The sequence below is a fragment of the Anaerozeibacter quisquiliarum genome (assembly GCF_051162045.1).
In the GTDB taxonomy this organism is placed as follows: Bacteria; Bacillota; Clostridia; order Christensenellales; family Aristaeellaceae; genus Anaerozeibacter; species Anaerozeibacter quisquiliarum.
Genome location: NZ_JBISDI010000025.1, coordinates 46,767 through 58,233, shown reverse-complemented (window position 1 = coordinate 58,233; position 11,467 = coordinate 46,767). Strand labels below are relative to the sequence as shown.

The 11,467-nt window shown below is 63.2% G+C and carries 10 protein-coding genes; 3 read left to right on the top strand and 7 right to left on the bottom strand.

Annotation, left to right across the window (positions count from 1 at the left end):
• Positions 1-345: 345 nt before the first annotated feature.
• Both ACH6CV_RS11985 and ACH6CV_RS11980 read right to left on the bottom strand, forming a co-directional pair.
• The gene (locus ACH6CV_RS11985; RefSeq protein WP_456358439.1) at positions 346-987 is read right to left on the bottom strand and encodes a pentapeptide repeat-containing protein; all 642 of its coding nucleotides are present in this window, start codon (positions 985-987) and stop codon (positions 346-348) included.
• Between the two features lie 14 nt (positions 988-1,001).
• Entirely contained in the window at positions 1,002-1,895 is an 894-nt protein-coding gene (locus ACH6CV_RS11980) for an AraC family transcriptional regulator (RefSeq protein WP_456358438.1), read from the bottom strand.
• A gap of 126 nt (positions 1,896-2,021) precedes the next feature.
• Here ACH6CV_RS11980 and ACH6CV_RS11975 point away from each other — a divergent pair, with 126 nt between their 5' ends.
• On the top strand, positions 2,022-3,188 hold the full coding sequence (locus tag ACH6CV_RS11975; RefSeq protein WP_456358437.1) for an MFS transporter: 1,167 nt from the start codon (positions 2,022-2,024) through the stop codon (positions 3,186-3,188).
• Between the two features lie 18 nt (positions 3,189-3,206).
• On the opposite strand, the gene ACH6CV_RS11970 is transcribed toward ACH6CV_RS11975, so the two are convergent.
• The 4 genes from ACH6CV_RS11970 to ACH6CV_RS11955 are packed head-to-tail and all read right to left on the bottom strand — an operon-like array spanning position 3,207 to position 7,356.
• Positions 3,207-3,683, bottom strand: a complete 477-nt coding sequence (locus ACH6CV_RS11970) for a VanZ family protein (protein WP_456358436.1) — start codon at positions 3,681-3,683, stop codon at positions 3,207-3,209.
• Entirely contained in the window at positions 3,680-5,194 is a 1,515-nt protein-coding gene (locus ACH6CV_RS11965; RefSeq protein ID WP_456358435.1) for a GerMN domain-containing protein, read from the bottom strand. Before ACH6CV_RS11965 ends, ACH6CV_RS11970 begins: the two co-directional genes overlap by 4 nt.
• 19 nt (positions 5,195-5,213) lie before the next feature.
• Positions 5,214-6,632, bottom strand: a complete 1,419-nt coding sequence (locus ACH6CV_RS11960) for a sensor histidine kinase (protein ID WP_456358434.1) — start codon at positions 6,630-6,632, stop codon at positions 5,214-5,216.
• 31 nt (positions 6,633-6,663) lie between these two features.
• On the bottom strand, positions 6,664-7,356 hold the full coding sequence (locus ACH6CV_RS11955; RefSeq protein ID WP_456358433.1) for a response regulator: 693 nt from the start codon (positions 7,354-7,356) through the stop codon (positions 6,664-6,666).
• A gap of 197 nt (positions 7,357-7,553) precedes the next feature.
• Between ACH6CV_RS11955 and ACH6CV_RS11950 the strand changes: the two genes are divergently transcribed.
• On the top strand, positions 7,554-9,005 hold the full coding sequence (locus ACH6CV_RS11950; RefSeq protein ID WP_456358432.1) for a D-alanyl-D-alanine carboxypeptidase family protein: 1,452 nt from the start codon (positions 7,554-7,556) through the stop codon (positions 9,003-9,005).
• Between the two features lie 80 nt (positions 9,006-9,085).
• Here ACH6CV_RS11950 and ACH6CV_RS11945 read toward each other — a convergent pair whose 3' ends face one another.
• On the bottom strand, positions 9,086-10,666 hold the full coding sequence (locus ACH6CV_RS11945; RefSeq protein WP_456358431.1) for a peptide ABC transporter substrate-binding protein: 1,581 nt from the start codon (positions 10,664-10,666) through the stop codon (positions 9,086-9,088).
• 288 nt (positions 10,667-10,954) lie between these two features.
• Between ACH6CV_RS11945 and greA the strand changes: the two genes are divergently transcribed.
• Positions 10,955-11,449, top strand: a complete 495-nt coding sequence (gene greA, locus ACH6CV_RS11940; protein ID WP_456358430.1) for a transcription elongation factor GreA — start codon at positions 10,955-10,957, stop codon at positions 11,447-11,449.
• The last annotated feature ends 18 nt before the right edge of the window (positions 11,450-11,467 follow it).

The following is an 11,467-nucleotide window of genomic DNA, read 5'->3' as shown; positions in this document are numbered from 1 at the left end:
GGTGACGGGGGCTTCGGCCCCCCATTCCCCCGGGGAGGGGAACGGGGGAACGAAAAGGCGAAGGAACGAAGAACGAGGGAGCGAAGGGACAAAGAAACGAAGGAATGAGGGAACGAAGGAATGAGGGAACGAACGGCGAGGCGCTTCGCGCCCGCCGTCGGGGTAATCTTCGGTCGCCTGCCGTCGGGCAAACGTGCTATGCGGGCGGTCTTTCCCATTCCCCTCCCAGGAGGGGTGCCCGCAGGCGGGGTGGTAGCCCCCGCAGGGCGTAACTCCAAACCTCCGTACCTGCTTTTCGAGCCCTGCCATCAGGCTCACCACCCCGTCGGTCATCGGCTTTGTCAGCTATCCGCCTTCATTTTTGATCTCCACGCCGAGCAGGCGCGCGAGGTCGCAGGCTTGCAGCGGCGTCACGATCGCGCCCTTGAGCTCGCCGCCCGTCAGTTTGATGCCGTCGATCTCGCAGGAGCGCAGGTCGATTCCGCTCAGCGGCATGCCGCCGATCTCGGCGCCGCTGAGCGCGCAGCGATCGAGTTCAAGCCCCTTGACCCGGTTTTGATAGAACGCGCAGAAGCGCAGGTCGCACCGCTCAAGGCGCACTTGGGTAAGCTTCGCGAGCGCCAGATTCAGGTAGGACAGCGCACAATCGCTCAGCGTGACGTGCGCAAGCGTCGCCTCGCTTAGGTCCGCGCCCACCCCGCGCGAGCTGACCAAGCGGCAGCGCATAAGCGACGCCTTGCGCAGCGACGCGCCCGAAAAATCGCAGCGCTCAAATGTGCAATCGGCAAACGACAGCCACTTGATCGCCATCTCCGAAAACCGGCAGCGCACGAATTCACAGCGCGAAAACTCCAGCCGCTTGAGCGCGATTCCCTCGAGAGCGCCGTCCTCAAAGCGCCGGCCCTCGACCTCCTCGCACGCCTCAAACGCGCGCCGCGCCGCCGCGTCCAGCGCCCCGTCCCGCCATTCCACCGGGATCTGTGTCATCGTCCTCTCTCCCATCATCTCAACTTGCGATACTTAAGCGGGGTCACGGCATACGCCGCCTTGAACACCTTCCCAAAGTAGCTCGCGCTTTCAAAACCGCATGCCGTGTAGATGTCGGTCATGTTCCGCTCGGTTTCCCGGAGCAGCTCGGCCGCCGCCGACAGGCGATATTCGTTGATGTACTCGACCGGCCGCTTATTCATGAAACGCTTGAAACAGCGGAAGCACTCGCTGCGGCTGATGTTCACGTACCGCGCGATGTCCTCCACCGTGATCCGCTCGTGGTAATGCGCGTGGATGTAGGACAGGATCTCCTTCATGCGCTCCGCGTGCCGCGACGGCTCCGCGCGCAGGCATAGCTCACCCTCGCCTTCCTCGATGTACGCAAGCGTCGCCTTCCACAGCCGAGCGGCATGGCTCAGGCATTCAAGCTCATAGCCGAAGCTGCCCGGCTCCAAGGCGAAAATATCCTGAAGCAGCCGCCCGATTGCGCGCCCGCGGGGATCATCGGAAGCGATCCTGAACCCCGCGATGCGCGCGCCGATCACGGGCTGAATGTACTTCGCATACACGGTGCCGTTGATGTTCGGGCTCAGCAGAGACGCGGGAAATGTGACCGTGGACATCACCGCATCTTCACAGCCGTTCGCCTGCCTGCCCATGTGCAGCATGTTGGAATTGACGAACAGAGCGTCGCCCGCGCGCAGCTTGATGTGGGTGTCGTCGATGTAGTAGTCGACGCTGCCCGACAGCACGTAGCCGTACTCGAGGTCGTGATGCCAATGGCAATTTACCGTATGATCCAAAAAGACGCGGAATGGATCGGTCCACACGGCGAACGGAAACCCGCTGTCCGGGTACTTGAACCGATCCCGCAAGTTCTTGTCCACTTCAATGGTGCGCAGCATGCCCATCGCCCTCTGACACGATTGTGATAAAACGAGCCACAATCCTTATAGAATCGCGTCTCATTTTACACTATTATAGATGTAATTGCGCTTATCGTCAAGAATTAGACAACATGAGGTGATCCTATGTACGCGCTCCTGCTTACCCTGATCTATGTGGCGTTCATCGGGCTGGGACTGCCGGACTCGCTGCTCGGTTCGGCGTGGCCCCTGATCCGGGCGCAGATGGGCGTCCCGCTGTCGTTTGCCGGCATCGTTTCGATGATTATCGCGGGCGGCACGATCGTCTCGAGCCTGTCGTCCGACCGGCTGACGAAGCGGTTTGGCGTCGGCTCTGTCACGGCCGTGAGCGTCTTGATGACCGCGGTGGCGCTGTTCGGCTTTTCCCTATCGGGGTCGTTCTGGATGCTGTGCGTTTGGGCGATCCCCTACGGGCTCGGGGCCGGGGCGGTTGACGCCGCGCTGAACAACTACGTCGCGCTGCACTACGCCTCGCGGCATATGAACTGGCTGCACGCTTTCTGGGGCGTGGGCGCGGCGGTCAGCCCGCTGATCATGGGGCACAGCCTCGCGAGCGGCATGGGCTGGACCGGCGGATACCGGACGGTGTCGATCATGCAGATGGCGCTGACCGCCTGCCTGTTCGCCGGCCTGTCTTTATGGAAGGGCCGGAAGGCCGCGTCGGAAGAACAAAAAAAGGCCCCTTCGCTGACGCTTTCGCAAATCATGCGGATCAAGGGGGTCAAGTTCATCCTGCCGGCATTTCTGTGCTATTGCGCCCTGGAGACGACGACCGGGCTGTGGGCGAGCAGCTTTCTCGTCCTGCAGCGGGGCGTATCCCCGGAAGTCGCGGCGAAGTACGCCTCGTTCTTCTTTATCGGCATCATGATCGGGCGCTTCCTGTGCGGCTTCATCTCCGACAGGATCGGCGACCGGAACATGATCCGGATCGGGATAGGCGTGGTGCTCGCGGGGATCCTGGCCGTTTGGCTGCCCGTAAAGGCCGACTGGCTGTGCCTGAACGGTCTGATCGTCATCGGGCTGGGCTGCGCGCCCGTGTATCCGGCCATCATCCACTTAACGCCCGCCAACTTCGGCAAGGAGAACGCCCAGGCCATCGTCGGCGTCCAGATGGCCAGCGCCTATACCGGCTCGACCTTCATGCCGCCGCTGTTCGGCCTGATCGCGGGCAGCATCGGCATCGGGCTGTACCCCATGTATCTCTTCGTCTTCGCGGCGCTGATGCTGTTCATGACCGAGCAGTTGAACAGGATGGTGGGGCAAAACCCGTAGAACGCTCACCGCCGGGCCTCACCGCCGGGCCCGGAGCGCGCGCCGAACCGCCAGCAGCAAGCGCGCGGCCAGCGCGCCCAGCGCCGCTCCGGCTATGTCGATCCACACATCGCTCATCAGCCCGGCGCGCCCGGGCACGGTCAGTTGGCGCATCTCATCGAACGCCGCCCACCCCGCGCTCAGCAGCACCGCCGTCAGCGCCGCGCGCCGCCGGCCCGCGCCGCGCAGCGCCAGCGTCAAGAGCGCGCCCAGCATCGCGTATTCGAGCAGATGCGCACCCTTACGCACCGCGTGGTGCATCTTCTCCACCGCGCCCGCCTGCGCGGCATGCGTCATGCCGTCAAAGCCGGGTGTGACCGCGCGCGCCACCGCCCGCGACACCGTAAGGCTCATCGCGCGCGACGCAGGTGCCTCCTGCGCCGACATCGTGAAGATCAGCATAAGTTGCGCCGCCACCAATATCCACAGAACCCGCGTCCATCGCCTGCGCTTCAATGATCGGTCCTTCCCACCAGCCCCGGATTGGGCAGCAGCGCACCCCGCAGGAAGATGTCGCGGGTCAGCGTGTCGACGGTCGCGCCGGCCACGTAGAACCGCACGCGGTTGACGAAATCCAGCTCGCACAGCGTGTTGACCATGGCGTAGATCAGATTGCGCTCCTCGTCGGGCGTCAGGCCCTGGCACAGCCGGTAGAAGTTGCTGGATAGGTTGACCAGCGCGGTGCGCTCCTCGATCCGGATGCCCAGCAGGTCGGCGTCCGCCACCCCGTCGGGCATGACCGGCTTCGCGCCGCCGTCGAACACCAGCGGCCCGTCGATCAGTTGCTCGAGCAGCGCGCGCGGCGATACCGCACTGTACTGGTCCACGAGCCGGTCGACCGCGGTCAGCGCGCCGTCCGCGCCTGCGAAGTAGAGCCGCGCCACGCGCCCCACCTCGAACATATCGGGCGAGACCACCCCGTCCGGGAAGCTGTACCGACGCACGCCGTCGGTCAGCTTGGTGACCAGGCTCGTGTCGTCGCCCACCCAGATGCGCAGCCCGTCCAGCTCCGGGATAAACCGGCACAGCGTCAGCGACAGCGCGCCGAACAGCTGCCACGCCGACAGGCCGTCGCGCTTAAGCAGCGCAAACAGGTCCCCCTCAAACGCCAGCTTGAGCACGCGCCGCCCGTCGTCCAGCATATCGATGTCGGGCGCGTACTTGAGCCGGGCGTCTTGAGGCAACACGGCGTGCGCCTGCGCGGTGCCGCGCGGGCCCTTGCGCAGCTCCTCGATCAGCACCTCGGCGAATTCGTGGGTGTTCAGCGTGATAGGGCGCACTTCGGGCAGCATGCGGTCGCCCGACCAACCGGCGAAGTACAGCGTCGCGTCGCGCCCGATCGCGGCCAGCGCCGGGTCGGCGTCCAGGCGCTCGTCGTCGTCCTGCCGCTGTGTCCACAATGCGGTCAGGTTCAGGTCGGTGCGGCTCAGCGTGCCCGCAGGGATCATCGTGGCGCTCTCCGCCTTGCCGTCGATCAGCACGTTCACGTAGCGGATGCCGTTAAGCGCGGTCAGCGTGTCCGCGATCGCGGCCTCCATCCAGCACATCGCCGGCGCGTCCAGCTTCAGCGCGTCCATCGTCAGGCTCAGCGTCACCACGCCCTGCGACTGCTCGATCCACTCGACGCGCGTGCCCGCGGGCGCGACGGGCATCAACCCGGCCGGCCCGCTGTCCTCGGCGTCGAGCAACCGCTTGAGCGTGCGCTCGGTCAGCGTGTCCTCGCCCTTGACGAGCATGGTGCGCGACAGCGGGGTCAGTTGCTTCTGGTCGGCGCTGATGAAGTACAGGCTCACGCGCGCCGAGCTCTCGGAGCGGCTGTCGCCGGTCGGCGCGGCGGGTATCTTCTCCTTGGGCAGCGGCAGCGCCACGTCGCCCGTCTGCTGAACAGGCACGAGCGACACCGACGTGCAGCCGCCGAGCGGCAGCGCCATCACAAGGCACAGAAGAAGCGCAAACCAACGTTTCAAAACCTGTCCTCCCATTGCATCATCCCAAATTGATAATCGGCAATTCCACGGTGAACACGCTGCCCACCTCTTCCTCGCTGCTCACGGTGATCGTTCCCTCGTGCAGCATGACGATCTGTTTGACGATCGACAGGCCCAGTCCGGTTCCACCGGTGGTGCGCGCGCGCGCCTTGTCCACGCGGTAGAAGCGGTCGAACACGTGCAGTTGGTCGGCCTTGGGGATGCCGATGCCGGTGTCGGATACTTTGACCACCGCCTTGCGCGCGGCGCGCGCAAGCTCGATGCGCACGCGCCCGCCCTCGGGGGTGTACTTGATCGCGTTGTCGAGCAGGTTGTAGAACACTTGGGACAGCTTCTGCGCGTCGGCCATCGTATCGATCTTGTCCTTGACCGCCATATCGAGCTGGATGTCGCGCGCATCGGCCAGCGGGCGCAGTCGGCGCGCAGTCTCGGCGACCAGCTCGTCGAGCTTTATAAGTTCGGGCTTGAGCTGCATGCGCCCGCTGTCGATGTGCACAAGGGTTAGAAGGTCGTTCACGATCGCGTTCAGCCGGTCGATCTCGCCGTTGATGTCGGTCAGGAACTCCTTTTGCATACCCGCGTCGTAGCCCTCCTGGTAGAGCAGCGTCTCGATCAGGATCTTCATGGCCGACAGCGGCGTCTTGAGCTCGTGGGAGGCGTTGGATACGAACTGATTGCGCGTCTGGTCGAGGCTTGAGAGCCGCTCGCACATCATGTTGAACGTGCCCGCCAGCTGCGCGAACTCGTTCTTGCCGGGCACGTTGACCCGCACGGAGAAGTCGCCGCCCGACATGCGCTGGATGCCCTGGGTCAGTTCCTCGATCGGGCGCGTAAAGATGCGGGAGATCAAAACCGACAAAAGCAGCACCACCGCCGCCACCAGCACCAGCCACACGCCCATCTGTCGCTGCATCAGCGTGAGGCTCTCGTAGACCTCGCGCGCGTCGGTCATGTACACCAGCACGCCCGAGAGCTGCGCGTCGTTCAGGATGGGCGCGGCGTATATGCCGGTGAGCGCGCTGCCGTCCCGCGCGCCGGTCAGCGACGACCACACGTCGGCGCTCGAGGTGCGCGCATTGTAGAAGCCGTAGGTGCTGCCGCGGCCCGACAGCACATCGCTCACCTCCTGTAACATCAGCCGCCGGCCGTTGAGCTGCGAGCGGGCGTCGGCCTGCACCACGCCGTACAGGTCGAGCACCAGCACCCGGTCGCCCGGCTGACCCGAGGCGGCCGCCTGCCTGTGCAGCGCCACGGCGTCGCGCGCAGCGAGCGGCGCGGCCATGCCGACCGCCAAATCGTCGGTCAGCCGCTGCTCCTCGCGCACCTTCTGGGTAAACAGATGTTCGCCCACCATGCGGATCAGCGATGCGGACACAGTGAAAAACGCAACGCAGATAATCAGCAGGTAGGCGAGCACAATTCTCCAGCGTATGGAGTAGAGGATGGTTTTAATCCTTGTCGGTAAAATAGTATCCCACTCCCCATTTGGTGAAGATGAATTCGGGCTGGGCGGGGTTCTTTTCTACCTTTTCGCGAAGCCTGCGGATGTGCACGTCCACGGTGCGCAAATCGCCCAGGTAATCGTATTTCCAAATGGTTTCGAGCAGCGATTCGCGGGAGAATACCTTGCCGCGGTTGGATACGAACAGCTGCAGCAGGTCGAACTCCTTGGCGGTCAGGTTGACCTCCTTCTCGCCGATGGTGACCGAGCGGTTGTTCAGGTTGATGACCATGTCGCGCACCTTGAGCAGCTTCGCGTCGGAATCGCGCATCATCATGGCGGTGCGGCGGAAGATGGTCTTGATGCGGGCCTTGACCTCCAGGATGTTGAAGGGCTTGGTCATGTAGTCGTCCGCGCCGTACTCGAGGCCCAGAATTTTGTCCATATCCTCGCCCTTGGCGGTCAGCATGATGATCGGCACGTCGCTCTTTTCGCGGATGCGCTGGCATACCTCGATGCCGCCCATGCCGGGCAGCATCACGTCGAGCAGCACCAGGTCGAACTTGCCGGCAAAGAAGGTGTTCACGGCGTCCTCGCCGTCGTACGCCGATTCGGTTTCATAACCGTCCTGCTCCAAGCTATATTTCAGCCCTTTGACGATCATGGGCTCGTCATCAACGATCAATATGCGCTTGGCCATGGGCGTACCTCCTACCATTGAGAATTGCATTACATTTTTCCAAATACTATTATATACGGATTTACAGAAAATTTCAACATCGAGACAAGCGGTCTCAGGATTTTACATAGAACTGAAACTATACAAACGCCGTCAAAGGTGATATAGTATTGTAGGTTTCTCTCCGAAAGATATGACGATCCGGAAGGATGAACGCGATGCCCCTGAAGATGCGCCGCCGCGCGAGCGCGCTTATCATGGCGCTGGCGCTGGTTTTTTTAAGTCCCCTCGCGCCGCGCGCCGCGGCCCAAGCGGCGGCCAAGCCCGCGCGCGTGGACACATACGACCCCAAGCGCCCCCAAAGCCTGAACGACGACGACCTGACCGCCCGGGCCGCGCTGGTGATGGACGCCCGCACGGGCGACGTGCTCTACGACAAAAACGCCCGGCGCAAGACCTACCCCGCCAGCACCACCAAGATCATGACCTGCCTGCTGGCGCTCGAGCACGGCACGATGGAGGAAATCGTGACCATCCCGCCCGAATCCGCGCAGGTGCCGGGCGATTCCTCGAACACCGGCGTCAAACCGGGCGAGCAGATGACCATGGGCGATCTGCTGAGCGGCATGATGATCCGGTCGGGCAACGACGCCGCGGTCGCGGTGGCGGTCCACGTGGCGGGCTCGGTGCCGGCGTTTGTGGACATGATGAACGAGCGCGCGCGGCAGCTGGGCATGAAGGATACCCACTTCGTCAATGCCCACGGCTACCACGACGAGGCGCATGTGTCGACCGCCTACGACCTGGCGCTGCTCGCGCGCGAGGCGATGCTGAGCCGCGACTTCCGCGACATCGTGGCGGCCAAGTCGTATACGATGGCGCCGACCGCGCTGCGCGAGAAGGTGACGTTTGCCACGAAGAACCCGATGTTCGTGGCCAGCAGCAAGTTCTACTACCCCGATCTGGTCGGCATCAAGACCGGCTACCATTCCAAGGCGGGCCAGTGCTTTGTGGGCGCGGCAGTCAAGGATGGGGTGGAGCTGATCTCGGTGGTGCTCAAGTGCGGCGGCGGCAAGGAACCGGACAATAAGTGGACGGACACCGCGCGGCTCATGGACTACGCGATTACGCGGTATGAGACGCTGACGTTTGAGCAACTGCTCGAGCGCGCGCCGGTATACGCGAGCGTGAAGGACGCGGCGCTGAACGACCCGGACGCGGGGGTGCTGAAGCTTTCCGTGGTGCCGGGCACGGCACTGGACGGATACAAGCTCAAATGCCTGCCGGAGCGCGAGGCGGAGTCGCTCAAGGCGTTTTCAGAGGGGCTTAAGGTGTCCTACACGGACGAGCTCACGGCGCCGATCCGCATGGGCGACATTCTGGGCACGCTGACGATGCCGATGAACGGTCAGAACGTGGAAGCAAAGCTGGTGGCCAGCCGCGACGTAGCGCGCGAGGCCGAGCCTTTCTCGATGGAGCGGCTGTTCCCGGGGCTCAGGGAAACGCTGACCTCGCCGGCGGTGCTGATCGGCGCGATCGTGCTGGTGTTGTTGCTGATCGCGGTGATCGTCGCAAAGCTGCGCGCCGCGGCAAGGGAACGCCGGCGGCGCAGGGACATGCTCAAGCGCCGGCGCAAGGCGTACGACAGGTACGGGGGGAGCAATAGGTAGTCCCCCGCGTGGAGCGTGAAGGGCGTCCAGAGGACAAAGCCTCTGGACGCCCTTCCGCTCATGCGGGGCTCCCCTAACCCTTATTCAAACCTCGCGTACTCGAAGTTGATGTGCCCGATCACGTTCTTGATTACGCCGGTCAGGCCGGGCTTGACCAGGAAGGTATCCTCCATCGAGTAGACCGGCATCGCGGGCATCTGCTCCACCAAGTACCGCTCCGCTGCGATCAACGCCGCTTCGCGCTCGGCCGAATCGACGATCTGGTTGGCCGCCACGATCATCGCGTCGTACTCCGCGTCGTCCCAGCGGTTCTCATAGGCGTTCGAGCCGGTGGTGAAAATCGTCAGGTTCGCGACCGGATCCGGATAGTCGCAGGTGAACGCGTTGCGATCGACCGAGAAGTTGCCCTGATCCAGCTCGTCCCAGTAGGTCGACGACTCCAGGTTTTGAAGCTCGTAGTTGATGCCGAGGTTGGTCTTCCACATCTCGCCCAGAATCTGCACCAGCATCTTCTGCTCATTGTCCGACTGGCCCAGAATCTTGACCGTCGGGAAGCCCTCCCCGTTCGGGTAGCCGGCCTCGGCCATCAGCCGCTTCGCTTCCTCCACGTCGTACTTGAACATGTCGCCCGCCACCTCGCGGTAGCCCTTGGCGGGATCGGTCAGCGAAGGCTGCGAGTAGGGCACGTAGCCGAACACCGGTTTGTAGGTCAGCCGCAGCGCCGTCAGCAGCGCCTGACGGTCGATCGCCATCGAGAACGCGCGGCGCACGCGCGCGTCGCTGAACTCGGGCAGCTCGCAGTTGAAGTCGCAATACTGGATGCCAATGCGGCCCAGCGAGTTAAATTCGCTGCTGTCCTTATACTGCGCGACCGAGTCGGGCGTCAGGTTATCCGACACGTTCACGTCGCCGTTGTTGTAGGCGGTCAGCTCGGTGTTCCAGTCGGGAATCACCACGTAGGTCAGGTTCGGGATCGATACCTGATCGGCGTCCGCGTAGTTTTCGTTCTTGACCATCTTGATGTGCTCCATCGAGGAGAACTCGACCGGCTTGTACGGGCCGTTGCACACATAGGTCGCGGGGTTCTTGGTCCAGGGCTCGGTCTGCTCCACCACGTCCTGCTTGACCGGGAAGAACGAGGTCGTCGCGGTCAGCGCAAGGAACCAGGGGCACAGGTTCTCGGTCACCACCTCGAGCGTCAGGTCGTCCAGCGCCTTCACGCCCACGTCCTCGATCTTCGCCTCGCCCTTTGCGTAGGCGCGGCCGTTCTTGAGCACCCACATGTCGCTGGCCGCCTTGGAGGCCACCTCGGGATTGAGCACCCGCTTCCACGCGTACTCAAAATCGCGCGCCGTCAGCGGCGAACCATCCGACCACTTGAGCCCTTCCCTCAGCTTGAAGGTGTAGGTCTTGTTGTCGCCCGACAGCGTGTGGCTCTCGGCCATCGCGGGCACGTATTCGCGCTCGGCGTTCAGCTTGTACAGCCCGCGGAACAACTGCTGCAGCACCTGCGACGAGAGCGAGTAGGAGTTGAGCGAGGGGTCCATCTGCTGAGGATCCTTCTCGATCGGGTACACGATGGTGTCAGGTTCGATGGCCAGCGCCGGCGTGAAGCTAAAAATCAGCAGCAAAGCCAGCAGCGCGGTGAGCAGCCTCTTCATGTGGGGAATCCCTCCTTGCAAAATGAATGTCAGCGCGAGAAAAGAATCATATTTAACCGGCCATATCATAGCACAAGCCCTTTTTAATGTCAATCTTGCCAGTGAAACTTTGCGCCCATGCACTACATGCCCCGCAGATGCGCATGGCGCTTGACAAAGCGCGGCTTCCGTGCTATACTGTAAGGGTCTGGGAGCCGGGCGACACTGCGGTAAAACGGCGCAGTGTTGTCACTTTTATGTGACGGCACCCGGCTTATTTTCTATCTGTTAGGTAGGGAGGTCTGTATCGTGGCGGAAGCAAGCTCGTTTAACCGCGTGGTGCTCACCCCGGACGGGAAACGCAAGCTGGAGGAAGAGCTGAACGAACTCAAGACGGTCAAGCGCGTGGAAGTCGCCAAGGACATCGAGGTAGCCCGTTCCTTCGGCGACCTGAGTGAGAACGCCGAGTACGACGAAGCAAAGAATGAACAGGCGCGCATCGAGGGGCGGATCCGCCAGCTCGAGGAGATGCTGCGCAACGCCGAGGTCGTCGACGAATCCGAGATTCGCAGCGACGTGGTGGGCGTGGGCAGCGCGGTGCGCGTGTTCGATATGGAATACGATGAAGAGGACACCTATACGCTGGTGGGCGCGACCGAGGCCGAGCCCGCTAAATTGCGCGTATCCGCCGAATCGCCGATCGGCCAGGCGCTGATGGGCAGCAAGGTGAACGCGGTGGTCGAGGCGCAGACGCCCGGCGGCCTGGTCAAGTTTAAGGTGCTCGAGATATCGCGCGCCAAATAGCGTGTCCCGGTGCGGCCA